The 25,090-nt window shown below is 67.6% G+C and carries 24 protein-coding genes; 7 read left to right on the top strand and 17 right to left on the bottom strand.

Annotated elements, in window-relative coordinates; all coding sequences use genetic code 11:
- The first annotated feature begins 26 nt into the window (after positions 1 to 26).
- Positions 27 to 2,318 carry a ComEC/Rec2 family competence protein gene (locus AC3WMA_RS16545; RefSeq protein WP_492286462.1) on the top strand — a complete coding sequence of 764 codons (2,292 nt, stop codon included), beginning with the start codon at positions 27 to 29 and terminating at the stop codon, positions 2,316 to 2,318.
- On the opposite strand, the gene lexA is transcribed toward AC3WMA_RS16545, so the two are convergent.
- The 9 genes from lexA to AC3WMA_RS16500 form a co-directional block, all read right to left on the bottom strand.
- The gene (gene lexA, locus AC3WMA_RS16540) at positions 2,312 to 3,025 is read right to left on the bottom strand and encodes a transcriptional repressor LexA (protein ID WP_492286461.1); all 714 of its coding nucleotides are present in this window, start codon (positions 3,023 to 3,025) and stop codon (positions 2,312 to 2,314) included. The two genes, AC3WMA_RS16545 and lexA, sit on opposite strands and share 7 nt — an antisense overlap.
- An 80-nt stretch (positions 3,026 to 3,105) precedes the next feature.
- The gene (locus AC3WMA_RS16535; RefSeq protein ID WP_492286460.1) at positions 3,106 to 4,317 is read right to left on the bottom strand and encodes a molybdopterin molybdotransferase MoeA; all 1,212 of its coding nucleotides are present in this window, start codon (positions 4,315 to 4,317) and stop codon (positions 3,106 to 3,108) included.
- Entirely contained in the window at positions 4,317 to 4,799 is a 483-nt protein-coding gene (gene moaC / locus AC3WMA_RS16530; RefSeq protein WP_492286459.1) for a cyclic pyranopterin monophosphate synthase MoaC, read from the bottom strand. Before moaC ends, AC3WMA_RS16535 begins: the two co-directional genes overlap by 1 nt.
- Positions 4,796 to 5,602, bottom strand: coding sequence for an indole-3-glycerol phosphate synthase TrpC (trpC, locus tag AC3WMA_RS16525; RefSeq protein WP_492286458.1), 807 nt, complete (start codon positions 5,600 to 5,602; stop codon positions 4,796 to 4,798). Before trpC ends, moaC begins: the two co-directional genes overlap by 4 nt.
- 7 nt (positions 5,603 to 5,609) lie before the next feature.
- Positions 5,610 to 6,623, bottom strand: coding sequence for an anthranilate phosphoribosyltransferase (gene trpD, locus AC3WMA_RS16520; protein ID WP_492286457.1), 1,014 nt, complete (start codon positions 6,621 to 6,623; stop codon positions 5,610 to 5,612).
- Positions 6,624 to 6,638: 15 nt separating this feature from the next.
- Positions 6,639 to 7,286, bottom strand: a complete 648-nt coding sequence (locus AC3WMA_RS16515; protein WP_492286456.1) for an anthranilate synthase component II — start codon at positions 7,284 to 7,286, stop codon at positions 6,639 to 6,641.
- A 46-nt stretch (positions 7,287 to 7,332) separates the two neighbouring features.
- Positions 7,333 to 8,367 carry an aldo/keto reductase gene (locus AC3WMA_RS16510; RefSeq protein WP_492286455.1) on the bottom strand — a complete coding sequence of 345 codons (1,035 nt, stop codon included), beginning with the start codon at positions 8,365 to 8,367 and terminating at the stop codon, positions 7,333 to 7,335.
- A 111-nt stretch (positions 8,368 to 8,478) separates the two neighbouring features.
- Positions 8,479 to 9,990, bottom strand: coding sequence for a helicase HerA domain-containing protein (locus tag AC3WMA_RS16505; protein WP_492286454.1), 1,512 nt, complete (start codon positions 9,988 to 9,990; stop codon positions 8,479 to 8,481).
- A 112-nt stretch (positions 9,991 to 10,102) separates the two neighbouring features.
- Complete coding sequence (locus tag AC3WMA_RS16500) at positions 10,103 to 10,384, bottom strand: YARHG domain-containing protein (protein WP_492286453.1); 282 nt, start codon at positions 10,382 to 10,384, stop codon at positions 10,103 to 10,105.
- A 125-nt stretch (positions 10,385 to 10,509) separates the two neighbouring features.
- On the opposite strand from AC3WMA_RS16500, the gene AC3WMA_RS16495 reads away from it, so the two are divergent.
- Positions 10,510 to 11,172, top strand: a complete 663-nt coding sequence (locus tag AC3WMA_RS16495; RefSeq protein WP_492286619.1) for a ceramidase domain-containing protein — start codon at positions 10,510 to 10,512, stop codon at positions 11,170 to 11,172.
- Positions 11,173 to 11,207: 35 nt separating this feature from the next.
- Here AC3WMA_RS16495 and AC3WMA_RS16490 read toward each other — a convergent pair whose 3' ends face one another.
- Both AC3WMA_RS16490 and AC3WMA_RS16485 read right to left on the bottom strand, forming a co-directional pair.
- Entirely contained in the window at positions 11,208 to 12,242 is a 1,035-nt protein-coding gene (locus AC3WMA_RS16490) for an AMP-binding protein (protein WP_492286452.1), read from the bottom strand.
- Between the two features lie 9 nt (positions 12,243 to 12,251).
- Positions 12,252 to 14,054 (bottom strand): extracellular solute-binding protein, encoded by a 1,803-nt coding sequence (locus tag AC3WMA_RS16485; protein WP_492286451.1) that lies wholly within the window; start codon positions 14,052 to 14,054, stop codon positions 12,252 to 12,254.
- Between the two features lie 291 nt (positions 14,055 to 14,345).
- Here AC3WMA_RS16485 and AC3WMA_RS16480 point away from each other — a divergent pair, with 291 nt between their 5' ends.
- Positions 14,346 to 15,137, top strand: coding sequence for an invasion associated locus B family protein (locus AC3WMA_RS16480; protein ID WP_492286450.1), 792 nt, complete (start codon positions 14,346 to 14,348; stop codon positions 15,135 to 15,137).
- 260 nt (positions 15,138 to 15,397) lie between these two features.
- Here AC3WMA_RS16480 and hspQ read toward each other — a convergent pair whose 3' ends face one another.
- Both hspQ and AC3WMA_RS16470 read right to left on the bottom strand, forming a co-directional pair.
- Positions 15,398 to 15,727, bottom strand: coding sequence for a heat shock protein HspQ (gene hspQ, locus AC3WMA_RS16475; RefSeq protein ID WP_047578680.1), 330 nt, complete (start codon positions 15,725 to 15,727; stop codon positions 15,398 to 15,400).
- Positions 15,728 to 15,839: 112 nt separating this feature from the next.
- Positions 15,840 to 16,889: an HpcH/HpaI aldolase/citrate lyase family protein gene (locus tag AC3WMA_RS16470; RefSeq protein WP_492286449.1), complete on the bottom strand. Its 1,050-nt coding sequence runs from the start codon at positions 16,887 to 16,889 to the stop codon at positions 15,840 to 15,842.
- Positions 16,890 to 17,162: 273 nt separating this feature from the next.
- Between AC3WMA_RS16470 and AC3WMA_RS16465 the strand changes: the two genes are divergently transcribed.
- Complete coding sequence (locus AC3WMA_RS16465) at positions 17,163 to 18,134, top strand: AEC family transporter (RefSeq protein ID WP_492286448.1); 972 nt, start codon at positions 17,163 to 17,165, stop codon at positions 18,132 to 18,134.
- Between the two features lie 73 nt (positions 18,135 to 18,207).
- Positions 18,208 to 19,329, top strand: coding sequence for a CaiB/BaiF CoA transferase family protein (locus tag AC3WMA_RS16460; RefSeq protein WP_492286447.1), 1,122 nt, complete (start codon positions 18,208 to 18,210; stop codon positions 19,327 to 19,329).
- A gap of 124 nt (positions 19,330 to 19,453) precedes the next feature.
- Here AC3WMA_RS16460 and AC3WMA_RS16455 read toward each other — a convergent pair whose 3' ends face one another.
- Positions 19,454 to 20,629 carry a UbiH/UbiF family hydroxylase gene (locus AC3WMA_RS16455; protein ID WP_492286446.1) on the bottom strand — a complete coding sequence of 392 codons (1,176 nt, stop codon included), beginning with the start codon at positions 20,627 to 20,629 and terminating at the stop codon, positions 19,454 to 19,456.
- A 134-nt stretch (positions 20,630 to 20,763) separates the two neighbouring features.
- Here AC3WMA_RS16455 and AC3WMA_RS16450 point away from each other — a divergent pair, with 134 nt between their 5' ends.
- Both AC3WMA_RS16450 and AC3WMA_RS16445 read left to right on the top strand, forming a co-directional pair.
- The gene (locus tag AC3WMA_RS16450; protein ID WP_492286445.1) at positions 20,764 to 21,738 is read left to right on the top strand and encodes a quinone oxidoreductase family protein; all 975 of its coding nucleotides are present in this window, start codon (positions 20,764 to 20,766) and stop codon (positions 21,736 to 21,738) included.
- A 139-nt stretch (positions 21,739 to 21,877) separates the two neighbouring features.
- The gene (locus tag AC3WMA_RS16445) at positions 21,878 to 22,252 is read left to right on the top strand and encodes a hypothetical protein (protein WP_492286444.1); all 375 of its coding nucleotides are present in this window, start codon (positions 21,878 to 21,880) and stop codon (positions 22,250 to 22,252) included.
- Between the two features lie 11 nt (positions 22,253 to 22,263).
- Here AC3WMA_RS16445 and rimO read toward each other — a convergent pair whose 3' ends face one another.
- The 3 genes from rimO to AC3WMA_RS16430 form a co-directional block, all read right to left on the bottom strand.
- The gene (gene rimO / locus AC3WMA_RS16440) at positions 22,264 to 23,583 is read right to left on the bottom strand and encodes a 30S ribosomal protein S12 methylthiotransferase RimO (protein WP_492286443.1); all 1,320 of its coding nucleotides are present in this window, start codon (positions 23,581 to 23,583) and stop codon (positions 22,264 to 22,266) included.
- 104 nt (positions 23,584 to 23,687) lie between these two features.
- Positions 23,688 to 24,554 (bottom strand): sulfurtransferase, encoded by an 867-nt coding sequence (locus AC3WMA_RS16435; protein WP_492286442.1) that lies wholly within the window; start codon positions 24,552 to 24,554, stop codon positions 23,688 to 23,690.
- Complete coding sequence (locus AC3WMA_RS16430; protein WP_257732945.1) at positions 24,551 to 24,988, bottom strand: OsmC family protein; 438 nt, start codon at positions 24,986 to 24,988, stop codon at positions 24,551 to 24,553. Before AC3WMA_RS16430 ends, AC3WMA_RS16435 begins: the two co-directional genes overlap by 4 nt.
- Between the last annotated feature and the right edge of the window lie 102 nt (positions 24,989 to 25,090).

Genomic DNA, 25,090 nt, shown 5'->3' with positions numbered 1-25,090 from the left:
AGCGCCGGCAGGGTGAGGAGCGGGCGATGCAGCCGGCACCGCCGGGGCAGGGGCAGCAGAGTGGCCGGCGCGGCGCACGCGCCGATGCCTTGCCGGCTCGCCTTGGCGTTTTCGTGCCGCTGTCGGCGAGCCTGCGCCCTTTGCTTCGAGAGCTTTGGTTCCGCTTGCAGCGAGGCTTCGCGCTGGAAGCCGAACGGCGCAGGCCCTTCCTCTGGCTGCCCATCGCCATGGGCGTCGGCATCCTGCTCTATTTCGCCGCTGATCGTGAGCCGGCATTGTGGGCGCCGCTGCTCGGCCTGGGCCTGAGTGGTGTGGCTGCCTTCGCCCTGCGTTTTCGCCCTGTGGCGTCGATGGCCTGCCTTGCGGCAGCGGCCGCCTTTCTCGGCTTTGCCGCCGGTGCCTGGCGGACGGCTGATATCGCGGCGCCAATGCTGGATCGGCCGCGCATCGGCAAGCTGACCGGCTTCGTCGAGAGCGTCGAGGCGCGCGACAGCGGCGCGCGGCTCGTCGTGCTGGTGACCGATCTCGCCAATGTGCCCGTTGATCAGCGGCCGAAGCGGGTCCGCGTCAATATCCGGCAGGGCTCGGTCGCAGCCGGAGACCATATCGTCGCGACCGCGCGCCTGCTGCCACCGCCAGGGCCTGCGCGTGCGGGCGGCTATGATTTTGGCCGCGATGCCTTCTTCCGCGGGATCGGCGCCGTCGGCAGTGTTTCCGGCAAGATTGCCCTAGTGCCGGCGCCTTATCCGATGCCGACGCGCTTAGCGATCGACGTGATGATCGACCGCGCCCGCAACGCCCTGACCAAACGCATCGCCGAGGTCGGAGGCGGGCAGGGCGGGGCCATCGCCGCCGCCCTCGTCACCGGCAAGCGCGGCCTGATCACCGAGGCCACCAATAACGACCTGCGTGCCGCCGGCATCTACCACATCGTCTCGATCTCCGGCCTGCACATGGTCCTCGCCGCCGGCACGATCTTCTGGCTGGTGCGCGCGCTGCTCGCCCTGTCGCAGACGGCCGCGCTGCACTGGCCGGTCAAGAAGCTCGCCGCGGTCGCGGCCGTGATCGGCGCGACCGCCTATTGCATCTTCTCGGGCAGCGATGTCGCGACCGAACGCTCGCTGATCATGACGCTGGTCATGCTCGGCGCGATCCTGGTCGATCGCGCGGCGCTGAGCATGCGCAATCTCGCGCTTGCCGCGATGATCGTGCTGCTGCGCGAGCCGGAAGCGCTGCTCGGGCCGAGCTTCCAGATGTCCTTCGGTGCGGTTGCGGCGCTGATCGCCTTCGCCGAGCGCTGGGAGAGACGAGACCGCAGCGAGCCGCCATCGGCATTGCCCTGGCCGCTCGGGCCGATCTGGACGGCGGCGCTCGGCATCCTCGTCACCACCATGCTGGCGACCGCCGCGACCGCACCCTTCGGCGCCTATCATTTCCAGACCTTCAACCCCTTCGGCCTGCTCGGCAACGCCATGGCGCTGCCTTTCGTCTCGCTCTTCGTGATGCCGGCGGCCGTGTTCGGCGTACTCGCCTATCCGTTCGGGCTGGACTGGCCGGCCTGGGCCCTGATGGGGCTTGCCTCCGATGTCGTGCTCAAGGTGGCGCATTGGGTCGCGACCATCGACCATTCCACCGTGACGGTCGCGGCCTTCGGCTCAGGCGTGCTGGCCTGTTTCGCTGTGGCTTTGCTCTGGCTGACGCTCTGGACCACGGCCTGGCGCTGGTTGGCGGCCGTGCCGCTCATCCTCGGCGTTGCCATAGCCGGCAAGCCGGAGCGGCCCGAGATCCTGATCGAGCGCGACGGCTCGGGGCTGGCCGTGCGCGGCCCGGACGGGCGCCTCGCGATCGCGGGCAAGCCCAGCCGCTTCGTCCTGCAGCAATGGCTTGCCGCCGATGGCGACAGCCGCTCGCCCGACGATCCGACGCTGCGTACCGGCGTCAGCTGCGACCGGTTGGGGTGTGTCGCGCAGACAGCCGACAAGCGCACGGTCGCCTATACGCGCGAGCGCCTCGCCATCATCGAGGATTGCCTGCGCGCCGATCTCGTCGTCACCGCCATCCCATGGAGCGGGGCTTGCAAGGCCAGGCTCGTCGAGCGCATGGCGCTATCACGCGATGGCGCGACCTCGCTCTACCGGACGGCATACGGGTGGAGCAGCCACATCTCGGAGCCAAATGCCGCCGAACGCCCCTGGAGCCGCCGGCGCGAGCCGCGCCCGGCGGAATCAGCCGCACGGCCGGGTGGTCAGTCTCCAGCCGTACAACCTGCGTTGCCCGTCGATAGCGAGCCTGATGCCGATGTCGAGCGTCTTCAGTAACGCCGCATCAGGTTGACGAGGCGGCCCTGGATCTTGACCCGGTCGGGACCGAGCACGCGGGTCTCGTAAGCCGGATTCGCGGCTTCGAGCGCGATCGAGGAACCACGCTTGCGCAGGCGCTTCAGCGTCGCTTCCTCGTCGTCGATGAGAGCCACGACGATGTCGCCGGTATTGGCCGTGTCCTGCCTGCGGATGACGACCGTATCGCCGTCGAGAATGCCGGCCTCGACCATCGAATCGCCGCGCACTTCCAGCGCGTAATGCTCGCCGGAGCCGAGCATGTCGGGCGGCAGCGAGACGGTGTGGCTGCGGCTCTGGATCGCCGAGATCGGCGTGCCCGCCGCGATGCGGCCCATGACGGGAATCGCGATGGCATGCCGGCTGTCGTCCTCGACGGCTGTGGGCCGAGGCTTGGCGACGCTGGGCTGCGCACCGAGACCACCCTGCACCACGGCCGGATTGAAGCGGGGGCGCGGCTGCGGGGCGCCAAGACCGTCCGGCATCTTGATCACTTCGAGCGCGCGCGCCCGGTTCGGCAGGCGGCGGATGAAGCCGCGTTCCTCCAGCGCCATGATCAGGCGGTGAATGCCGGATTTCGAGCGCAGGTCGAGCGCATCCTTCATCTCGTCGAAGGAGGGTGGGACACCGCTCTCGCGCAAGCGTTCCTGGATGAAGCGCAGGAGTTCGTGTTGCTTGCGTGTCAGCATGGTCGCCGCCAGCCCCTCAAAGCGCAGATTCGAAACAAAGCACGAACACCATACGCGTTCTGCTTGTGTTCTGCAAGCTGCTACCGCAAGGGCAGGATATGGCAGGTATCGCCCTTCTTCGTCGGGGCGGCATGGGCCGGACGGATTGTTAACGCTTGCGCCCGTGCCAGCGTGCCGAGCATCGAGGAGTCCTGCCGGTCGAACGGCGTCGCCACCCAGCCTTCCGGCGTCAGCGTGAGCTCCGAGCGCAGGTAGTCCTCGCGCTCGTCGTTGCCTGGCATGTCGCGGCCGAGAATGGCGGGGATGCTGCGGTCGCGATCGGCATCCGAGATGCCGAGCAGCGCCTCGATCAAGGGCAGCACGAAAAGATGGCCGCAGACGATCGAGGAGACCGGATTGCCCGGCAGTCCGACCACGACCATCCGGCCGAGGCGCCCGGTCATCATCGGCTTGCCCGGCCGCATCGCGATCTTCCAGAAGCCGAGGGTCATGCCGGCGCGCGTCAGCGCCTCCTGCACGAGGTCATGCGCGCCGACCGAGGCGCCGCCCAGCGTGATCAGCACATCGGCATCGGCCTCGCGTGCCTGCGCGATCTTGGCTGCAAGGTCGGCATGATCGTCGCGGGCGATGCCGAGATCGAGTACGACGCCGCCGGCCTTCTCGACCAAGGCGGCCAGCGAAAACGAGTTCGATGCGACGATCTGGTCGCGCCCGACCGGTTCGCCCGGCGCCACCAACTCGTCCCCGGTGGCGAGGATCGCGACCAACGGCTTGCGTCGAACCGGCAGGGTCGGATGCCCCATCGCGGCGGCAAGCCCGAGCGCCGCGCTGTCGAGCACGCGGCCGGCTTGCAGCAGCACGTCACCTTCGTGGAAGTCGAGCCCCGCGGCGCGCAGGAACTTGCCCTTGGCCGGCGGCACACGGACGCGAATGGTTGGGCTGTCGACGCCATCGGCGTCTTCCTGCATCAGGATGGTGTCGGCTCCATCAGGCATCGGTGCGCCGGTGAAAATGCGCACGGCCTGTCCCGGCCCGACCGATCCATCGAAAGCCCGGCCGGCGGCGGATTCGCCGATGACCGAGAGCGAGACGCCTTCCGCCATCTCGTCGCCGCGCACGGCGTAGCCGTCCATGGCCGAATTGGCGAAGGGCGGCTGGGTCCTGAGCGCCTTGACCTCGCCGGCGAGCACCCGCCAGGCGCATTGCGCCAGCGGCAGGGCTTCTGCTCCCGTCGGCCCCGGAATGCTGTCGAGCAGCGCCTTGCGCGCGACGGGGACCGGAGTGAGCGCCATCAGCTAGCTTTCGCCTCGTAATCGCCGGACTGGCCGCCGGATTTGTGCAGCAAGCGGATATTCTCGATCCGCATCGCCCGGTCGACGGCCTTGACCATGTCATAGACCGTCAGACAGGCGACGGAGACGGCGGTGAGCGCCTCCATCTCGACGCCGGTCTGGCCCTTCATCTTGACTTCCGCGCGCACGCGCACGCCCGGCAAGGCCTCGTCGATGGCGAGATCGACGGCGATCTTGCTCAGCAGCAGCGGATGACAGAGCGGGATCAATTCATGCGTGCGCTTGGCCGCCATGATGCCGGCGAGGCGCGCGGTGCCGAGCACGTCGCCCTTCTTGGCGTTGCCGTCACGCACGATCGCGATCGTCTCCGGCGCCATCACCACCTGGCCTTCGGCGACCGCGATGCGGGTCGTCTCGGCCTTGCCGCCGACATCGACCATATGCGCCTGGCCTTGCGCGTCGAGATGGCTAAGCCGGCTCACGCCGCGACGGCCTTGCCGGTGAGCAGCGCCTGCGTCGCGGCGGTGACGTCGGCCTGCCGCATCAGGCTCTCGCCGACGAGGAAGGTATTCACCCCGATCCGGTTGAGCCGGGCGATATCGGGATGGGTGAAGATGCCGCTCTCGCTGATGACGATGCGGTCAGCCGGCACACGCGGCGCCAATCGCTCGGTCACCGCGAGGTCGACATTGAAGCTGCGCAGGTCGCGGTTGTTGATGCCGAGCAGGCGGCTTTCGAGCTTGAGCGCCCGGTCGAGCTCGGCATCGTCATGGACCTCGACGAGGACATCCATGCCGAGTTCTTGAGCGGTCTCGTTCAGCGCCCTGGCGGTGGCGTCATCGACGCCGGCCATGATGATCAGGATGCAATCGGCACCCCAAGCGCGGGCCTCGTAGACCTGATAGGGCTCGTAGAGGAAATCCTTGCGCAAGGCCGGCAGGCCGGCGGCCTCGCGCGCTGCGGTCAGGAAGTCCGGCTGGCCCTGGAAGGAGGGCGCGTCGGTCAGGACCGAGAGACAGGCCGCACCGCCGGCCGCATAGGCGCGGGCGAGCGAGGGCGGATCGAAATCGGCGCGGATCAGGCCCTTGGAGGGGCTCGCCTTCTTGATCTCGGCGATCAGAGCCGGTGTGCCCTGCGCGAGCTTGCTTGCTAGCGCGTCAGCAAAGCCGCGCGGCTTGGAGGCTGCGCGCGCGCGGCGTTCGATCTCGGCCTGGGGCACCGCGGCTTTCGCAGCCGCGATCTCCTGGCGCTTATAGGCTTCGATCTTGGCGAGGATATCGGTCATGCCGGCCTCACGCGTTCGAGGCTTTGACGAGCGCGGCGAGCACCGCCTTGGCCTTGCCGGAATCGAGCGCGGCCGTGGCCTGGGCGAAGCCGTCCTTCAAATCCTTGGCCTTGCCGGCGACGAGCAGCGCGGCAGCCGCATTGAAGGCGGCGATGTCGCGGAAGCCGGTCTTTTCGCCAGCGAGCACGGCATTCAGCGCCGCCGCGTTTTCCTCGGGCGTGCCGCCGCGCAGGACCTCGGGCTTGGCGGGCTGGAGGCCGACATCGGCCGGGCTGATCGAGAAGCTCTCGATCTTGCCGTTCTCCAGCGAGATGACACGGGTCGGGCCTGTCGTGGTGATCTCGTCGAGCCCGTCCGAGCCATGCACGGCCCAGACGCGGGTCGAGCCGAAGGAGGCGAGCACCTTGACCATCGGCTCCAGCCAGGTCTCGGAGAAGGCGCCGATGAGCTGGCGCTTGGCGCCGGCCGGATTGGAGAGCGGGCCGAGCAGGTTGAAGATCGTGCGCGTGCCAAGCTCGGTGCGCACCGGCGCGACATGCCGCATCGAGGCGTGATGCGTCGGCGCGAACATGAAGCCGACGCCGGCCTCGCGGATGCAATGCTCGGTCGCGGCCGGATCGAGCCCAACCTTGACGCCGAGCGCGGTCAGCACGTCGGCCGCGCCGGAGCGCGAGGAGGCCGCGCGGTTGCCATGCTTGGCGACCGGCACGCCGCAGGCGGCGGTGATGATCGAGGCCAGCGTCGAGACATTGTAGGAGCCGGAGGAATCGCCGCCGGTGCCGACGATGTCGATCGCCTCGGGCGGCGCCTTCACCGGCAGCATCTTGCCGCGCATGGCGCCGACGGCGCCGGCGATCTCGTCGATGGTCTCGCCGCGCACGCGCAGCGCCATCAGGAAGGCGGCCGATTGTGCGTTCGTCACCTCGCCGGAGAGGATGGTGTCGAAGGCGTCGCGCGCTTCCTCGCGGGAGAGCGTCGCGCCGGTCGCGACCTTGGCGATGAAGGGTTTGAAATCGTCCATGGGAACTCTGCGGAATCAGGCTGAAAGGGTCAGGGCGGAGGCTTCGCGTTCGCTCTGCCATCGCTCCGCGAGATCGAGGAAATTCCGCAGGATCGTCGCGCCATGCTCGGAGGCAATGCTCTCCGGATGGAACTGGACGCCGTGGACCGGCAGCTGCCGGTGCGAGAGCGCCATGATCAGGCCGTCATCGCTCTCCGCCTCGATGTCGAAGACATCCGGGCAGGAGGCGCGCTCGACCACGAGCGAGTGATAGCGCGTCGCCTGCAGCGGCCCGTTGATGCCGCGGAACAGGCCGCGCGCCTTGTGGCGGATCGGCGAGACCTTGCCGTGCATCGGCAGGGGCGCGCGCACGACCTCACCGCCGAAGGCCTGGCCCATGGCCTGCAAGCCGAGGCAGACGCCGAAGATCGGCTTCTTGCCCGCTCCCTCTCGGATGACGTCGAGGCAGATTCCGGCTTCGTTCGGCGTGCAGGGGCCGGGCGAGAGCACGATCGCGTCGTGATCGCCGGCGAGCGCCGCGTCGACGGTGAGCGCGTCGTTACGCCAGACATCGACCTCGGCGCCCAGCCCACCGATGAGATGGACCAGGTTCCAGGTGAAGCTGTCGTAGTTGTCGATCAACAGAACGCGCATGGCCGAACCCGTGAATGCGGTTGAGGTCATGCACGCTCTGAGGCGGGGTGGTCAAGTTTCGCGCGGGCTGCGCGGATCAGACCACCGGCGGATTCAACCGCGCGAAACCGGCCTGCCGCCGATAGGGGAAATACGGGTAAGGCGCGGTCCGGACGCTCGCTGCATCGAGGCGCGCGACCTGCTCGGCCGTTAGGTTCCAGCCGACCGCACCGAGATTATCGCGCAATTGCTGCTCGTTGCGGGCGCCGATGATGACGGAGGAGACCGTCGGGCGCTGCAGCAGCCAGCTGATCGCGACCTGCGGCACGCTCTTGCCGGTCTCCCCGGCGATCGCATCGAGCACATCGACGATGGCGTAGAGCTGCTCGTCCTCGACCGGCGGGCCGAATTCGGCGGTCTCGTGCAGGCGGCTGCCGGCCGGTAGCGGCTGGCCGCGCCTGATCTTGCCGGTGAGGCGGCCCCAGCCGAGCGGGCTCCAGACCAGCGCACCGACGCCCTGGTCGCGGCCGAGCGGCATCAACTCCCATTCGTAGTCGCGCCCGACCAGCGAGTAATAGACCTGATGCGCTACATAGCGTGGCCAACCATGGCGCTCGGCGGCGGCCAGCGACTTCATCAGTTCCCAGCCGGCGAAGTTGGAGACGCCGACATGGCGCAGCTTGCCGGCGCGGACGAGCGTGTCGAGCGTTGAAAGAACCTCCTCGACCGGCGTGCCGGCATCGAAAGCGTGGAGTTGTAGCAGGTCGATATGGTCGGTGCCGAGCCGCCGCAGCGCGTCCTCGGTCGCCTTGATCAGGCGGCTGCGCGAGGAGCCGGCGTCATTGGGGCCGTCGCCCATCGGCAATGTGGTCTTGGTCGAGATCAGCACCTTGTCGCGCCGTCCCTTGATCGCCTCGCCCAGCACTTCCTCGGAGGCGCCGTTCGAATAGACATCGGCAGTGTCGAACAGGTTGAGCCCCGCTTCGAGGCAGATATCGATCAGGCGGCGCGCTTCCCGGGCGTCGGTGGTGCCCCACGCGCTGAACAGCGGTCCGGTTCCGCCGAAGGTGCCTGCGCCGAAGCTCAGGGCGGGGACCATCAGTCCCGAATGGCCCAAACGCCGATATTCCATGATTCAGATCTCCAGTGGAGGTCGGAACATGGCGATGCGAAACCGGTGCGATTAGCCCGCTAGCCGGAACAGCATTCGTGAGTTCAAGTCATCGAGCCGGCGAGAGCGATGCTAGCCTCGCGCGCTGCGCGGCATGCCGGCCGTGCGCGGCTGAGCCAACCCTGGCGCGGTCTCGACGCCGAGCGCGGGCAGGGCGAGCGTGCGCTGGCCACGGAAATCGACATGGCAGACGATCAGCCCGCGCTCCTCGATATAGCTGAGCACGCGCCGCGCCCGGCTCGGCGAGGCGCTGCCATAGACCTCCGCCAACTCGGCATCGCTGGGGCAGGGGCGGCCTTCGATCGCGGTGCGGGCGATATAGAGGAATAGGCCCTGCAAATCCTCCGGCAGCGTGCCGGAGGCAGCCACCGCCGTCTGCCAGCCCTCGCTCGTCGCGATGCTGTCGCTGACCCCGGCGCGCGCTACGGCGAGCCTGCGGCGGAATTCCTCAAGGCTCAGATGCGTGCGGCCGAGCCGGCGCATCCGGCAGCGCACGGTGAAATCCTGATAGAGCACCGCGACCTGCCGCGAGCGCGCTTCGGGATCGGCCATCAGTTCGCGCAGGATCTCGACCATGATCGCCTCGCGCTCGGCCGGCTCCAGCTCGATCTCGGGCTCGGGTTCCGGCTGCGGGGCAGGGCGGTAGTTCTCGATCCGGCGCAGCACCTCGGTCGGGTCGGGCCGTGGGCGCGGTGCCGGGCGGGCAGGCCGCGCCATCGGCAGCGGCTCGTCCTCGCCGCGCGTGAAGATCAGCTTGCCGGCATCCTCGGGTGCCTGCTCGGGAAGCGGCATCAGCCCCGGCGCGCTGCCGCGATCGACCGAGGAGACCGTGCCGATCCGGATCGGCAGCGGGCGCTTCGACAGGGCAGGGCCGAGCGCGACGAACTGGCCGCGTTCGAGATCGCGGAACATCTCGGCCTGGCGGCGGTCCATGCCGAGCAGGTCGGCAGCGCGCTGCATGTCGATATCGAGGAAGGTGCGGCCCATCAGGAAGTTCGAGGCTTCCGCCGCGACATTCTTGGCGAGCTTGGCGAGGCGCTGGGTCGCGATCACGCCGGCAAGGCCGCGCTTGCGGCCGCGGCACATCAGGTTGGTCATGGCGCCCAATGAAAGCCGACGTGCCTCGTCCGAGGCCTCGCCTGCCATCACAGGCGCGAAGAGCTGGGCCTCGTCGACCACGATCAGCATCGGGAACCAGAGCGAGCGATCGACATCGAAGAGCCCGCCGAGGAAGGCGGCGGTGGCGCGCAACTGCTCGTCGGCTTCGAGGTTTTCGAGGTTCAGCACCACCGAGACGCGGTGCTGGCGCACGCGCAGGGCGACGCGCTGCAATTCGGCCTCGCCGCATTCGGCATCGACCACGACATGGCCGAACTGGTCGGCGAGCGAGACGAAGTCGCCCTCAGGGTCGATGATCGCCTGCTGCACCAGTGGCGCGCTCTGCTCCAGCAAACGGCGCAGTAGATGCGATTTGCCCGAGCCGGAATTGCCCTGCACGAGCAGGCGCGTCGCCAGCAATTCGGCGAGATCGATCAGACCGGGCTCGCCGGTCCTTGTCGTTCCCATCTCGATTGCAGTGGTCATGCGGGCGATGAATCGTCGGGTTGGATCGGGCGCGGATGTGCGGCCGGCGCTTCTAGCACGGCCTTCCCTTCGCTGGGCGCAGGGCAGCCCTGCCTTCCACAGGCAATCGACCTCAGCGCGGGCAGCGCAGCGCACGCTCCTGTCGGACGATATCGGCGATCGCCCGGTGGTCATTGGCCGAGAGCGGTAGGTCCTCGATAGTGTCGTACTGGCAGCCGGCATTGCCGAAGGCCGCGATCGCGCGCTTGGTCCGGAAGCAATAGCCCTGCGCCTTGTAGATCTCGTTGCGCGCGGTCCAGAGATCGGCACAGGCCTGGGGATTGGCGAATGCCGGGCTCGCCAGCTCACCGGAAAGCAGGGCGGCTGCGAGAAGCGGGAAGCAAAGGCTGCGCATGGGGATATCTCCTGCTAGCGAGTCGCGAGCTTTGCGGAGCGGCCTTGCGAAGGCAACACGCGGGGCCTGACATGATGCCGTCGCAGCAAGCGGGTTCGCTGGCGGGAAGATTGACGGGCAGGGCGATGCAGTTCGGCTATTGCGAGCGGATCGATGGCAGCTTCTGGGCTGAGCCCCTGAACGCGCTGACCAATGCGGCCTTTCTCGTCGCCGCGCTGGCGGGATTCTGGCTGTGGCGCCGGCAGGGCGGGCGGGACGCGGTCACGCTCGCCCTGATCGGCCTGGTCTTCGCCATCGGCATCGGCTCCTTCCTGTTCCACACCATCCCGAATCGCTGGACGCTGCTGGCCGATGTCATGCCGATCCAGCTCTTCGCCTTCGGCTATTTCGCTTTCGCACTGAGGCGCTTCCTCGGATTGTCCGTAGCTATCACGGCTGCTGGAACGCTGGCCTTCTTCGCTCTGGCGCTGGGCCTGTCGGCACTGGGGCGCGCAGTGCTGCCGGCCGGGATGGCGGGCTCGGCCGGTTATGCGGCCTTCCTGCTCGGCTTGATCGGCGTGGCGCTCGCGATGGCGCGTGCACCGGCTCTGCGCGATCAGAGCCGGCTATTGGCGCTTGCTGCAGGCACCTTCGCTGTTTCCCTGACGATGCGCAGCATCGACGGCGTGCTTTGCGGCAGCCTCCCGCTCGGCACGCACTGGCTCTGGCACCTGCTCAACGCGGCGGTGCTCTACCTGCTCTTGCGCGCTGGGGTGCTCGACGGCGCTTCCTCATCGCGGGGCGAATGAGGCGTTCGACGTCGCGTTCTTCTGCGCGGACGCGATCAGGCGACCGAAGGTCCCTGCCGCTTGCTGACAGTGATATCGCCGGCCGAATGCGCCTCGATATCGACGATCGCGACATCCGGCCGGTCAATCGCCGGGAGGCTGCGGGCGTCGCTCGCGCGATGAACGAAGACCAGGCTCGCGAATGCGGGATGGCCTGCCAGCCGTGAATGCGCCAGGGCCGGCTCCATGGCGCCGGGCAGAACCAGATGGACGCTGCGTCCGCCCTCGATGCAGGCCTGGAGATCGCCGAGATTGAACAGGCCGAGCGGCAGGAGTTCGAGCCCGCTGAGCATCGCCACGCCCGGCCCGCTCGCCAACGCGGCAAGGTCGCCGCCGACCAGCGTCGTCACGATGCGCGAGGAGATGGTCGGCTTAAGGGCTCGCGAGATCTCGAGCGCCTTGCCGAGCAATTCCCGCTCCGGCAGCGCGATCGGGCCCTGCAAAGATACGCCGTCGGCGATCTGCAGCACCGGTCGCTCAGTGAGCTGCGGCAGGGGATGCAGCGTCGGGTTCGCCATCAGCATGTCGAGCGGGGCGACACCGTCCGGCACATCCGGGCCGAAGCCGCCGACGAAGCGCGTGCCGAAGGCGCGCATCGCGAGATTGCGCAACATGAGCAAGGGCCGCAGCGGCCCGACCCGGCTGACGCCGAGCGCCATCACCGCGCCGGAAGCCTCGATCAACTTGAGCAGTTCGAGCTCGTTGCCGTGCAGCGGCAACATCAGGGGCGACAGGCCCGCGCGCAGGCTCGCCAGGATCGAGACGATCGCCTCCGGCCCGAGCGGGGCCAGGATCGCGACACTCGCGCCCGGCGTGCCCTTGTTGATGGCGAGCAGCCGCGCCAGCCGGTCGATGCGCTCGTCGAGGTCGAGGAAATTGACCGAGCCCGGCGTGATGTCGCTCCAGCCGCGTCGGCCCGGCGGATCGCGCAAGGCCGCGTCATAGCCGCGATTGCGGGTCAGGGCTGCGAGCAGGGTGTCGAGATCGAGACCGTCGAGCAAGGCTGAGGCTTCGTCCTGTTCTGCCCGCATCGACAGATCCTAATTCGCGGGGGCCGAGGCCGCCGGGAGGCGGGCCAGCAGCTCGTTGGAGAGGAAATAGGCTGGCTGTCGCCCCGCCAGCGTGACGCCACGCGCGAAGGCGATCCAGGTGTCGGGCAGGTAATAGAGCGGCACGACGTAGAAGCCGGAAACCAGCAAGCGGTCGAGCGTGCGCACCGCCGCGACGAAATCCTCGCGCTCGCGGGCGCCAAGCAGAGCCTGCAGGACGGCGTCCACGGCGGGCGATTTCACGCCGGCATAGTTCAGCGAGCCGTTGCGGGCGGCATTGGCCGAGCCCCAGCGGCCGATCTGCTCGTTGCCGGGCGAGGCCGAGGCCGGCCAGGTCCACTGGATCATGTCGAAATCGAAGGTCGACAGCCGCCGCCAGTACTGCACGTCGTCGATCAACCGCACCGAGACGGCGATGCCGAGGCGGGCAAGCGATTGCGCATAGTTGAGCGCGAGCCGCTCCTGCGGCCGGCTGGTGACGGTGATCTCGAAGGCAAAAGGCTCGCCCTTGCCGTTGCGCAGCACGCCGTTCTGGAGCGCGTAGCCGGCCGCCTTGAGCAGATCGAGCGCCTTGCGCGCCTGTTCGCGGTCGCGGCCGGAACCGTCGGTCTCCGAGGGGCGCCAGCTGCCGGCGAGGATGTCCTCGCGCACGGCGTCGGGAAAGGCTGCGAGCAGGGCCTTCTCGCGCCCGTCGGCGGGGACGCCGAGCGCCGAGAGCTCCGAATCGGAAAAGAAGCTGCCGGCCCGGCGATAGACGCCGTGGAACAGGTTGCGGTTGACCCATTCGAAATCGAACAGCAGCCCGAGCGCCTCGCGCGCCCGGATATCGGCGAAGATCGGCCGGCGCGTGTTGAAGACGAGGCCGGTCATGCCCTTGGGCGTGTCGAAATGCAGGGTTTCCTGCCGGATGCGCCCGTCATGCACGGCTGGCACGTCGTAGCCGGTCATCCAGCGCGTCGGATCGCCCTCGATGCGGACATCGTAGAGCCCGGCCTTGAACGCCTCGAACAGCGCGTTCGAATCCCGGTAGAAATCGTAGCGGATCTCGTCGGCATTATAGAGTCCGCGCGTGAGCGGATGGTCCTCGGCCCAGAAATCCTTGCGCCGCCGCAGCACCAGCGATTCGCCGGGGCGGACCTCCTCGACGGCATAGGGGCCGGAGCCGAGCGCCGGCTTAAAGCTGGTCTCGCCGAAGGTTTCGGCATTGGTCGCGTGCTTCGCGAAGATCGGCATCGCGCCGATCACCAGCGGCAATTCGCGATTGGAGCCGTCGCCGAGTTCGAACTCGACGCGCCGGGGCGAGGGCGCCGTGGCCTTGGTCACGCGACCGAGGCTGGAGCGATGGAACGGCTTGCCCTTCGCCTTCAGCATCTCGAAGGTGAAGATCACGTCCTCGGCCGTGACCGGCTTGCCGTCCGAGAACCGCGCGCGCTCGTCGATCTCGAAGGCGAGCTGCTTGCGGTCGGCATCGAGCGAAACGCCGGAGGCCAGCAGGCCATAGGCCGTGAACGGTTCGTCGGCCGAACGGAAGAGCAGGCTCTGCTGGACGTATTTCGGCACGGCATCGGGCGCGACGCCGAGCACGACGAGCGGATTGAGGCTGTCGAAGGTGCCCTGGAGGCCCATGACGATGCGCCCGCCCCGGGGGGCCTTGGGATCGGCATAGGGCAGATGCGCGAAGCCGGGCGGGAGGGCCGGCTGACCATGCATCGCGATGGCGTGCCGCAGCGGGGCCGAATCGGCCAACGCATCACGGCCGCGCGCCAGGATGGCGAACGGAGCCAAAGCCAGCAAGAAGTTGACCCCGCGGCGGCTCACCGCCTGGGGCAATCGAAGAAATTCCATCGTACGACCTGATTCCCTCGACAAGAATAGCATGGGAGCAGCAGGGTCACGCAGCTATTCGGGCTGGAAACCTCGCTGCGAACTCGCTAAAGGCGGGGCAGGGTGTCATTCAAACGCCTCAATCAGCCTTGATGTGCACGGCTTGCGATGGCCTGCGCCCCATGCGATTGGGCCATCAGCGGTGACGCGCGCGGCTTGCGAAGTCGTGATCCCGAATTCGCTTGGTAAGGAAAGACAAGAATGTCCGCTTCGTATCGCCTGTCATCTCGTGCGCTCGGCCTCGTGCTCAGCACGGCCATCAGCTTTGCGCCCGTCGCGGGCTTCGCCCAGGCTCCGGCGCAGCGCCCGGCGACGCCGACCCGCCCGGCCGCTCCGGCGCCGGCCCAGCCTGCCGCTCCGGCCCAGCCCGGCGGCGCCGCGGCCACCGGCCCGACCGTCGTCCAGGTCAAGCCCGAGCCCTCGCAGACGAGCTGGACCAAGGTCTGCGGCAAGGACCAGGCGGCCAACAAGGAAATCTGCTACACCACCCGCGACTTCGTCTCGGATCAGGGCCAGCCGGTGTTGGCCGTCGCGATCTATGACGTGAAGGGCGACCCGAACAAGATCGTGCGCTTCCTGATGCCGCTCGGCCTGCTGCTGCAGCCCGGCATCCGCTTCGGCGTCGACAATGCCCAGCCGACCGGCGGCCGCTACGCCATCTGCTTCCCGAACGGCTGCTTCGCGGAGTCGCAGGTCAAGGACGACTTCATCAACGCGATGAAGAAGGGCACCAACCTGAACGTCAGCGTCCAGAACCAGGGCGCTCGCGAGCTGACCTTCACCATCCCGCTGGCCGATTTCGCCAAGGGCTTCGACGGCGCCGCGATCGACCCGAAGGTGCTCGAGGACCAGCAGAAGCAGCTGCAGGACGAGCTGGCCAAGCGCCAGGAAGAGCTGCGCCAGCGTCTCGGCGCCGGCGGCGCTGCCGCTCCGGGCGCTGCCCCGGCCCCCGGCGCTGCGCCTGCCGCGCCTGCGACCCCGCCGAAGCCCTGAGCGGCGGCGCTATCGCCTGAATCAGAAAAGGCCGGTCCCCTGCGGGACCGGCCTTTTTAGTTCGCATGTCGATTTCCTGAGGGAACCAGGCCGTCATCCCGGACAAGCTGCGAAGCAGCGCCGATCCGGGATCCATCCCAGAGCTCCGGAGCGCTCCGATGGATCCCGGGGCAAGCCCGGGATGACGGCGAGATTTTGAGAGATGTCGGCGCTTTCTGGATCGGCGGTCAGCCGACAGGGCCACAAGAGAGCGATAAACCTCAGTTCAGGTCGGCGCGGTCCAGCTTGTAGCGGCCCTTGCGGTCGCGCCGGAAGAATTCCTTGGCGCGGGGATGGCGCACGGGCTCGCCGGAATCGTCATCGACGAGGTTCTGCTCGGAGACATAGGCGACGTATTCCGCCTCCTCGTTCTCGGCGAAGAGATGGTAGAAGGGCTGGTCCTTCGACGGGCGCATGGCCTCCGGAATCGCCATCCACCACTCCTCGGTATTCGAGAAGACCGGGTCGACGTCGAATATCACGCCACGGAACGGGTAGATGCGGTGCTTGACCACCTGCCCGATCCTGAACTTGGCCGAACGCGCTTCCATGACAGATCCATCTTGCGCCGGCCGATGCGCCGCCGGCTTTAGGTCTTGCCGCCTTGCGCAAGCAATGCGTCGTAAATGCGTCGAAATCAATCGATTCAGGCCCGCTGTCCCATCACATTCCGTAGCGCTCGGCCAGGTCCGGGTCTCGCGCCGCGACCTGAACGGCGAGGTCGACGATCACCTTCGCCTGCTTCCAGGTCGCGTCATCCTGCATCTTGCCGTCGATCATCACGGCGCCGGAGCCGTCCGGCATCGCTTCCAGAATCCGCTTGGCGAAAGCGACCTCGGCCGGGTCGGGGCTGAAGACGCGCTTGGCGATGGCGATCTGCGAGGGATGCAGTGTCCAGGCGCCGGCGCAGCCGAGCAGGAAGGCGTTGCGGAACTGCGCCTCGCAGGCGGCCTCGTCGGCGAAATCGCCGAAGGGGCCGTAGAACGGCTTGATCCCGGCCGCGGCGCAGGCATCGACCATCTTGGCGAGCGTGTAGTGCCAGAGGTCCTGTTGCGCGACCGCGCGCGGCCCGCCATCGGGGGAGGGGTCGACGATCACCTTGTATTCCGGGTGGCCACCGCCGACGCGGGTCGTCTTCATGGCGCGCGAGGCGGCGAGGTCGGCGGGGCCGAGGCTCATGCCGTGCATGCGCGGCGAGGCGGTGGCGATCGCCTCGACATTCTTGACGCCTTCCGCCGTCTCCAGGATGGCGTGGATCAGGATCGGCTTGCGCAGCAGATGCCGCGCCTCGAACTGCGCCAGGAGCTGGTCGACATAGTGGATGTCCCAGGGGCCTTCGACCTTCGGCACCATCACGACGTCGAGCTTGCCGCCGATCTCGCCCATAATCGCGGTGATATCGTCGAGAAACCACGGCGAATTCAATGCGTTGACGCGGGTCCACAGGCCGGTCCTGCCGAAATCGACCGCCTTGCCCATGGTGATGAAGCCGTCGCGCGCCGCCTGCTTGGCCTCGACCGGGATCGCATCCTCGAGATTGCCGAGCACGATATCGACCTGTCCGGCGAGCTCGCCGACCTTGGCGCGGACCTTCTCCAGATGCGGCGGTACGAAATGGATCATCCGCTCGAGCCGCAGCGGCAATTCGCGGAAGGGCTCCGGCGCGCCGATCGCGAGCGGGCGGAAGAACTGGCGCGGCGTCCTGGTCGTCATCGGCGGCTCCATGCTGCAATGCAGCGACTGTGGCCGAGACGATGCGCGCCGTCCATGGTTCTTTCGATGACCGATAGGCTGTAATGCCTAGGTTATTAGTCCTAGAGCTGCTGTTGGGTAATATTTCCTAGGTATCATGTCTTCCTGTTGCGCTGGGTGCGGGCAAGTACGCTGCAAAAGCCCTTGCTGCCTTCGAGCCATGCGCTAGATGCAGATATCCGCCGGGTTCGGGTCGAAGGCGGGCGCCTTCATCGCAGGACGAAAACGCCACCGATGGCCGACCTCCTCAGCATCTTCAATCTGGTCGCGCCGTTCTTCGGGCTGATCCTGCTCGGCTTCGCCATCGGCCGCTACAAGCAGTTGCCGGAGGAAGGGCTGGCCTGGCTCCAGTTCTTCCTGATCTATGTCGCGCTGCCGCCGCTGTTCTATCGCCTGATCGCCGACAAGCCATTGAGCGAGCTTGCCAACTGGAAATTCATCGCCGGCACGACCTTCGCCACGTTCTGCGCCTTCAGCCTGTCGCTGGCGATCGGGCTCCGGCACGCGAAAGGCGACCTGCCGCAGGCGGTGATGCAGGGCGTCGCCGGAGCCTATTCCAATATCGGCTATATGGGCCCGCCATTGATCCTGGCGGCGCTGGGGCCGGAGGCGAGCGCGCCGGTCGTGCTCATCTTCGTCTTTGACAGCGTGTTGCTGTTCTCGCTCGTTCCGTTGCTGATGGCGGTGGCCGGCGTCGAAAAGAAGAGCCTGCTCGCCACTGCCGGCGAGGTGGTCTGGCGAGTGCTGACCCATCCGTTCAACGTCGCAACGCTGGCCGGCGTGCTGGCGAGCTATCTCAAGTTCGAATTGCCGGTGGCGCTCGACCGGATGGTGTTGTGGCTCTCGCAGGCGGCTGCGCCCTGCGCGCTCTTCCTGCTCGGCGTCACCGTGGCTCTCCGCCCGATGAAGCGGATGCCGGCCGGCGTCCCTGGGCTCGTCTTCATCAAGCTCCTGCTGCACCCGCTTCTGGTCTGGCTGCTGCTCTCGGCCATCGGCGGCATCCCGACCAACTGGATCTATGCCGCGATCATCATGGCGGCGCTGCCGCCTGCGCTGAACATCTTCGTCATCTCGACGCAGTACAAGGTCGGCGTCGAGCGCGCTTCGGCCTGCATTCTCGTCGGCACCATCGTTTCGATGGTTACGCTCTCGGGCTTCCTGTGGCTGGTGAAGACGGGCAGGATAGCTGCCGATCTGTTTCACTAGAGCGTTTTCAAGCGAAGTGGACACCGGTTCGCGTCAAGAAAATGCGTTGAAACAAAGAATCTAAGGGTGCCGGATGCTGCCGCTGGACGACCTGCTGGTCCTCGATTTCTCGACGCTCCTGCCCGGGCCGCTGGCGAGCCTCTTCCTTTCGGAGGCGGGTGCACGCGTTATCAAAATCGAGCGGCCCGGCGGAGAGGACATGCGCGGCTTCCCGCCGCGCTTCGGCGAGACGGCGGCGCCTTTCGCGGTGCTCAACCGGGGCAAGGATTCGGTCGAGCTCGATCTCAAGGCGCCGGATGCGCTGGCGCGGCTCACTCCTATGATCGCGCAGGCCGATATCCTGATCGAGCAGTTCCGGCCGGGCGTGATGGAGCGGCTCGGCTTCGGCCATGAGGCGCTGAAGGCCATCAATCCCCGACTGATCTATTGCTCGATCAGCGGTTATGGCCAGCAGGGCCCGCGTGCGCAGGAGGCCGGGCACGACATCAATTACCAAGCGCTCGGCGGGCTTCTCGGCCAGTCGCTGAAGCGCGGCGAGGCGCCGCCTTTACCGCCGCCGCTCGTCGCCGACATCGCCGGAGGCACCATGCCGGCCGTGCTCAACATCCTGCTGGCGCTGCGCCAGCGCGATCGCACCGGGCAGGGCTGCCATCTCGACATCGCCATGGCCGATGCGATGCCGACCTTCGCCTGGTACGGGTTGGCGCAGGGACAGGTGACCGGCTCCTTTCCCGATGGCGGGGAGGGCCTGCTGACGGGTGCGAGCCCGCGCTACGGGCTCTATGCCACCGCCGATGGCTGGTTCCTCGCGGTCGGGGCGATCGAGCCGAAGTTCTGGCAGGGCTTCTGCGAGGGGATCGGCCTTGATGAGAGGCTGCGCGACGACCGCCGCGATCCCGAGGCGACGCGCGCGGGCATTGCCGCCATCATCGCAAGCGAAAGCGCCGCCTATTGGCGCGCGCTGGTCGAGCCGCTGGATTGCTGCTGCACGGTGGTGCGGACGCTGGAGGAGGCGGTATCCGATCCGCAGATGTCGGCGCGCGGCCTGCTCGACGCGCAGGTCGAGGAACCGGGTGGCCGCCGTCTCGTCTCGACGCCGCTGCCGCTCGCGCCGGTCTTCCGGGAGCAAGCGGCGGGATTGCGGAAGGTTGCGGCGAGCGGGGTGGATACGCGGAAGATACTGGGCGGCAACTAACCTGGCTCAGCCGTCGTTCTCGGGCGGAGCGCAGCGCAGACCCGAGAATCTCAGGCAGAATGAGGCTCGAGCGCCCGCTTCGGCAGGAGATGCTCGGGTCAAGCCCGAGCATGACGGAGTTTCTCTAGCCCGCCGCCCCACCGGCCAGCCCCTGCCGCATGACGAGCCGCCTGAGCGGCCCGATCCGCGACAGCGCCAGCAGGCCGGCGCCGCGCATCAGGTCGGCGGGCAGCATGTCGGTCAGCAGCGTGCGGTTGAGCACATCGACCGCGCCGGTGCGCAAGCGGACATCGGCCTGCCGCGCGCTGTCGTAATCAGCGATCACGCTTGCCGCTCCCGCATCCGTCGCGCCCGCAAGCGCTTCGCTCAGTGCCGCGGCATCGCGCAGGCCGAGATTGAGCCCCTGCGCGCCGATCGGCGGGAAGACATGCGCGGCCTCGCCGATCAGCGCCATGCGGCCGGCGCCGAAACGCTCGACCGAGAGCCCGCCCATCGGCACCTTGCCGCGCGGCCCTGACACCGTCATTGTGCCGAGCAGCGACTGCACCTGCTTTTCGACCCGTAGCGCGAAGGCCGTATCGTCGAGCGCGGTCAGCGCCGGAGCCTCCTCCGGATCGACGAGCCAGACCAGCGAGGAGCGCCGGCCGGGCAACGGCACGATCGTGCAGGGACCTTTCCGCGTATGGAATTCGGTCGAGGTTTCCTGATGGTCGCGGCGATGCTCGAAGATTGCGGTCAATGCGATCTGCGGATAGCGCCAGTCGCGGCTCTCGATGCCGGCCGCCGCGCGCACCTGCGAGTTGCGCCCGTCGGCGCCGACCACAAGGCGAGCCTTCAATGGAGCGAAGCCCTCGCAGGAGAGGCGCACGCCGTCCGCCTCCGGTTCAATCGCGCGGACGAAACCGGGGATCATGCGCAGGCCGGATCGTTCGGCCGCCTTCTCGGCGAGAAGCCCGGTCAGGTCGGCATTCTCGATATTCCAGCCGAAGGCCTCCAGCCCGATCTCGGAGGCCCGGAACTCGACCGGCGGCTGGCGGAACAGGCTGCCGCTGTCATCGACGAGGCGCATCACTTCCAGCGGCGCTGCCTTTTCCAGCAAGGCGTCCTGCACGCCGAGCTCGGCCAGCATCCGCCAGGAACCGTCGAGCAGGGCGACGGTGCGTCCGTCACGCGGCGTCGCGACAGGGCCGAGCAAGGCGACGCTGCGGCCTTCCCGGCTCAGCGCCAGCGCGGCCGCCAGGCCGACGGCGCCGGCGCCCACGATGGCGATATCGACCTGATCGGCAGTGTCCGTGCTCATCGCCCTTGGCTAGCCGATGCGCGGCGTCTTGGCCACGGGCCGCAAAGTCGCAAGGTGCGTTCTGCGTTGGGCACGGATGCCTTTCCGGCCCGATGAACTATGGTCGGGCATCCATCCCATAGGAGATGCCTTTCATGGTCAAAGCCATTCGCGCCCACAAGACCGGCGGCCCCGAGGTCCTGCAGTTCGAGGACGTCACCCTGCCGCAGCCGGGTCCCGGCGAAATCCTGATCCGGAACCGGGCGATCGGCCTGAATTTCATCGACACCTATTTCCGCTCGGGTCTCTACCCGGCGCCGCAGCTGCCCTTCACCCTGGGCAACGAGAGCGCCGGCGACGTGCTCGCGGTCGGCCCCAACGTCACCGAGTTCAAGCCGGGCGACCGCGTCGCGGTGGTCGCGGGGCTCGGCGCCTATGCCGAGGAGCGCATCGTGCCGGCGGCTTCCGTCGTGGCGCTGCCGGAGGGCATCTCCTACGAGGCCGCCGCCAGCATGCTGCTCAAGGGGCTGACAGCCGAATACCTGCTGCACCGGACCTACAAGGTGAAACCGGGCGACACGATCCTGGTCCATGCCGCGGCCGGCGCGACCGGCCTCATCCTCTGCCAATGGGGCAAGGCCCTGGGCGCGACCGTGATCGGCACCGTCGGCTCGAAGGAGAAGGCGGAGCTTGCCAAGGCGCATGGCGCCGACCACGTCATCAACTACCGCGAGGAGGATTTCGCGGCGCGGGTGAAGGAGATCACCGGCGGGGCGCTCTGCGACGTGGTCTATGACGGCGTCGGCAAGGACACCTTCATGAAGTCGCTGGACACGCTGAAGCCCTTCGGCCTGCTGGCGAGCTTCGGCAATGCTTCCGGCGCGGTGGAGGCCTTCAATCTCGGCATCCTCGCCAGCAAGGGCTCGCTCTATGTCACGCGCCCGACGCTCAACACGCACACGGCCAAGCGCGAGACCATGGTTGCAATGGCCAAGAACCTGTTCGAGACGGTGCTGAGCGGCAAGGTCAAGGTGCCAGTGAACGCGACCTTCCCGCTGAAGGATGCAGCCGACGCGCATCGCCTGCTGGAATCGCGCGGCACCACGGGCTCGACGGTCCTGATTCCCTGATTCAGCCCGAGGCTGATGCGAATGGAGAACCATGCGCCCGGGAAACCGGGCGCATTTTTTTCGTGAGCAATGAACCCGAAGAGGAGGTGCCGCGACGAATCGGTATCAGCACATGCTGACAACCCTTCAAGGTGACGTCATGACCAGCAGGTTTCAGATCGTCGGCTTTCTCTTCGCGACCCTGACCCTTTCGGGTGTCGCTCTCGCCCAGCAGGGCGGCGGCGGTGGTGGCGGCAATGGCGGCGGAGGTGGCGGCTCCGGTGGCCAAGGCGGGCAGGGCGGCGACCACAACTCCGTCATCGCCATCCGCCTGCAGGACCACGAGCGCGTCCGGGTTCCGGGTGCGGCAAAGGCCCGGGGAGCCGGAGCCAACTGCATCACCCACGCCTGCAACGAGCCGCCCCGCTACGAGCCCCCTCCGGTTCTGACCGCGGAAGGCTGCGGCGGCGAACTCAGGGTCGCGCGTGACCGCAACGGCCGGATCGTCCGCCGGGTCTGCGAACTCCCGAACTGACCGGCTGTCGCTCAGACAGCCACGCCGTGAAGATCGTAGGCGTCGGCGCGCTCGATCTTCACGGTGACGATGTCGCCCGCCCGCAGCGGCCGGCGGCTCGCCACGTAGACATTGCCGTCGATCTCCGGCGCGTCCCATTTCGAGCGGCCCTTGGCCACGGTCGGCCCGGCTTCGTCGATGATGACCTGGATGCGCTTGCCGACGCGGCCCTTGACGATGCGGGCGGAAATCTCTGCCTGTGCCTTCATGAAGCAGTGCCAGCGGGCTTCCTTCACCTCTTCGGGGACGAGGTCGAGGCCGAGATCGTTGGCGGGCGCACCCTTCACCGGCTCGTATTTGAACGCGCCGACGCGCTCCAGCTTCGCTTCATTCAGCCAGTCGACGAGGATGTCCATGTCCTCTTCGGTCTCGCCGGGGAAGCCGACGATGAAGGTCGAGCGGATGGCGAGATCCGGGCAGATGTCGCGCCATTTCCGGATGCGGTCGAGCGTGCGGTCCTGATGGGCCGGGCGCTTCATCGCCTTCAGCACATTCGGCGAGGCGTGCTGGAAGGGGATGTCGAGATAGGGCAGCACCAGCCCTTCCTGCATCAGCGGGATCACCTCGTCGACATGCGGGTAGGGGTAGACATAATGCAGACGCACCCACATCCCCATCTGGCCGAGCTCGCGGGCGAGTTCGAAGAAGCGGGTGCGGATCTCGCGATCCTTGAACATCGAGGGCGCGTATTTGATGTCGAGCCCGTAGGCGCTGGTGTCCTGCGAGATCACCAGCAGCTCCTTGACGCCGGCCTTGGCCAGCTTCTCGGCCTCGCGCAGCACGTCGCCGATCGGCCGCGAGACGAGGTCGCCGCGCAGCTTCGGGATGATGCAGAAGGTGCAGCGATTGTTGCAGCCCTCTGAAATCTTGAGATAGGCGTAGTGCCGTGGCGTCAGCTTCACGCCCTGGTCGGGGACGAGATCGACGAAGGGGTCGTGCTTCGGCGGCACCGCCTGGTGCACGGCCGATACGACGCTCTCATAGGCCTGCGGGCCGGTGATCGCGAGCACGTTCGGGAAGACGTCGCGGATCTGCTCGGGCTCGGCGCCCATGCAGCCGGTGACGATGACCTTGCCGTTCTGGGCAAGAGCCGAGCCGATCGCCTCCAGCGATTCCGCCTTGGCGCTGTCGAGAAAGCCGCAGGTGTTGACGATGACGAGGTCTGCCCCGGCATGGCTCTTCGAGAGCTCGTAGCCCTCGGAGCGCAGCGAGGTGATGATCCGTTCGGAATCGACGAGCGCCTTGGGGCAGCCCAGCGAAACGAAGGAGATTTTCGGCGCGACGGCGTTCATCGGCTGATGGCTCGGTTCAGAATGTCAGGAAGCGCCGCGCGTCAGGGCACGCGATCGGCGCTTCCTTTGAACCTTTTCAAGCTGATTTGCAATCGAAAGCGCGATCAGGCCGCCTTGCCGGTCGCGACCGGGCGGTCCGGGTCCTGCGTCCAGTCGGTCATCGAGCCATCGTAGAGCGCGACCTCGTCGCGGCCCAGAACCTCCGAAAGCACGAACCAGTTCGCCGCCGCCGAATGGCCGGTATTGCAGTAGGAGACGACCGGACCCTGGGGCACGGCCGCGAAGAGCTTCTCCAGCTCGCGAGGCTCCTTGAGCTTGCCGCTGCCGGGCTCGAAGGCGCCGGCATAGTCGCGCTGGATCGCGCCCGGGATATGGCCGGCGCGGGCGGCCTCGGCCGATTTCTCGCGGCCCTCGAAATAGCTGGGGCCACGCGCATCGACGAGGCTCGCCTGCTTGCTGCGCGCGGCGACAAGGGTGGTGTCCGCCGTGCTGCGCAGGCCCTGCTGTGCCACGACCGGGTAGGGCGCTGCGCTCTTCGGCGCTGATGCGCCGTTCGCGACGGGGCGCTTCGCATCGGCCGTCCAGGCCTTGAAGCCACCATCGAGGATCGCCTGCTGGCCGTGCCCGATGAATTTCAGCGTCCAGTACACACGTGCCGCCGCGGCGAAATCGGTCGCGGCCGTGCCGGCCGGGACGATGACGATCTCGTCATGCGGCTTGATGCCGAGCCGGCCCACGAGCGCAGCGAGATGGTCGAGCGGCGGCACCATGCCCGGTGCATTGCCGATCTTCGCCCGCCAGCCATCGGCCGCGTAGTCGGAATGGAGCGCGCCGGGGATATGACCGGCCTCGAAGGCGGCTTTTGCGCCATCGGCCGCGGTGCGGATGTCGATGATGACGAGGTTTTCGTCGCCGAGCCGCGCGGCGAGCGCGTCCGGCGTGATCAATCCGGCGAATTCAGCCCGGCTCATTCAGCAGCCTCCTTCTGTAGTTCGTCGATCACTTCGAGGCTGTAGCTCATCTCGGCGGTCGCCCCGAGCATGATCGAAGCCGAACAGTATTTTTCCTTCGACAATGTGACGGCCCGCTCGGCCTTGGCATGGGACAGGCCCTTGCCGGTGATGCGGTAGGCGAGATGGATCTTGGTGAAGACCTTGGGATCGGTCGTGGCGCGCTCGGCCTCGACATCGACCTCGCAGCCGGTGATGTTCTCGCGGCCCTTCTTGATCATCCCGACGACGTCGAAAGCCGTGCAACCGGCGAGCCCGATCAGCAGCATCTCCATCGGCCGGATGCCGAGATTGCGCCCACCATATTCCGGCGCGCCATCCATGATCATGGCGTGCCCGCTGCCGGACTCGCCCATGAAGGCCATGCCATCAACCCATTTCGCGCGTGCTTTCATCGCGATCTCCTGTCGGCGTGATCCGCTGTGCCACAGGCATAACCTGACCCGCCGGCTGAGGCGAGGGCGGCTTCATGCCGCTCCCGCATGCAGGGCGTCATT

Source organism: Allobosea sp. FW305-C-101 (genome assembly GCF_058783685.1).
The sequence above is the reverse complement of the archived record's forward strand: the minus strand, read 5'-3'. Positions and strand labels throughout refer to the sequence as shown.

What these genes read in the sequence shown, in the direction of transcription:
- AC3WMA_RS16450 (WP_492286445.1), top strand. Translation starts at nt 20,764, where the DNA reads ATGGTCAAAGCCATTCGCGCCCACAAGACCGGCGGCCCCGAGGTCCTG.
- AC3WMA_RS16510 (WP_492286455.1), bottom strand. Translation starts at nt 8,367, where the DNA reads ATGGAATATCGGCGTTTGGGCCATTCGGGACTGATGGTCCCCGCCCTG.
- AC3WMA_RS16490 (WP_492286452.1), bottom strand. Translation starts at nt 12,242, where the DNA reads ATGCGGGCAGAACAGGACGAAGCCTCAGCCTTGCTCGACGGTCTCGAT.
- AC3WMA_RS16500 (WP_492286453.1), bottom strand. Translation starts at nt 10,384, where the DNA reads ATGCGCAGCCTTTGCTTCCCGCTTCTCGCAGCCGCCCTGCTTTCCGGT.
- AC3WMA_RS16430 (WP_257732945.1), bottom strand. Translation starts at nt 24,988, where the DNA reads ATGAAAGCACGCGCGAAATGGGTTGATGGCATGGCCTTCATGGGCGAG.
- AC3WMA_RS16435 (WP_492286442.1), bottom strand. Translation starts at nt 24,554, where the DNA reads ATGAGCCGGGCTGAATTCGCCGGATTGATCACGCCGGACGCGCTCGCC.
- trpC (WP_492286458.1), bottom strand. Translation starts at nt 5,602, where the DNA reads ATGACCGATATCCTCGCCAAGATCGAAGCCTATAAGCGCCAGGAGATC.
- AC3WMA_RS16545 (WP_492286462.1), top strand. Translation starts at nt 27, where the DNA reads ATGCAGCCGGCACCGCCGGGGCAGGGGCAGCAGAGTGGCCGGCGCGGC.
- AC3WMA_RS16460 (WP_492286447.1), top strand. Translation starts at nt 18,208, where the DNA reads ATGCTGCCGCTGGACGACCTGCTGGTCCTCGATTTCTCGACGCTCCTG.
- AC3WMA_RS16480 (WP_492286450.1), top strand. Translation starts at nt 14,346, where the DNA reads ATGTCCGCTTCGTATCGCCTGTCATCTCGTGCGCTCGGCCTCGTGCTC.
- AC3WMA_RS16455 (WP_492286446.1), bottom strand. Translation starts at nt 20,629, where the DNA reads ATGAGCACGGACACTGCCGATCAGGTCGATATCGCCATCGTGGGCGCC.
- hspQ (WP_047578680.1), bottom strand. Translation starts at nt 15,727, where the DNA reads ATGGAAGCGCGTTCGGCCAAGTTCAGGATCGGGCAGGTGGTCAAGCAC.
- AC3WMA_RS16505 (WP_492286454.1), bottom strand. Translation starts at nt 9,990, where the DNA reads ATGACCACTGCAATCGAGATGGGAACGACAAGGACCGGCGAGCCCGGT.
- trpD (WP_492286457.1), bottom strand. Translation starts at nt 6,623, where the DNA reads ATGGACGATTTCAAACCCTTCATCGCCAAGGTCGCGACCGGCGCGACG.
- AC3WMA_RS16535 (WP_492286460.1), bottom strand. Translation starts at nt 4,317, where the DNA reads ATGGCGCTCACTCCGGTCCCCGTCGCGCGCAAGGCGCTGCTCGACAGC.
- AC3WMA_RS16465 (WP_492286448.1), top strand. Translation starts at nt 17,163, where the DNA reads ATGGCCGACCTCCTCAGCATCTTCAATCTGGTCGCGCCGTTCTTCGGG.
- lexA (WP_492286461.1), bottom strand. Translation starts at nt 3,025, where the DNA reads ATGCTGACACGCAAGCAACACGAACTCCTGCGCTTCATCCAGGAACGC.
- AC3WMA_RS16470 (WP_492286449.1), bottom strand. Translation starts at nt 16,889, where the DNA reads ATGACGACCAGGACGCCGCGCCAGTTCTTCCGCCCGCTCGCGATCGGC.
- rimO (WP_492286443.1), bottom strand. Translation starts at nt 23,583, where the DNA reads ATGAACGCCGTCGCGCCGAAAATCTCCTTCGTTTCGCTGGGCTGCCCC.
- AC3WMA_RS16515 (WP_492286456.1), bottom strand. Translation starts at nt 7,286, where the DNA reads ATGACCTCAACCGCATTCACGGGTTCGGCCATGCGCGTTCTGTTGATC.
- AC3WMA_RS16495 (WP_492286619.1), top strand. Translation starts at nt 10,510, where the DNA reads ATGCAGTTCGGCTATTGCGAGCGGATCGATGGCAGCTTCTGGGCTGAG.
- AC3WMA_RS16445 (WP_492286444.1), top strand. Translation starts at nt 21,878, where the DNA reads ATGACCAGCAGGTTTCAGATCGTCGGCTTTCTCTTCGCGACCCTGACC.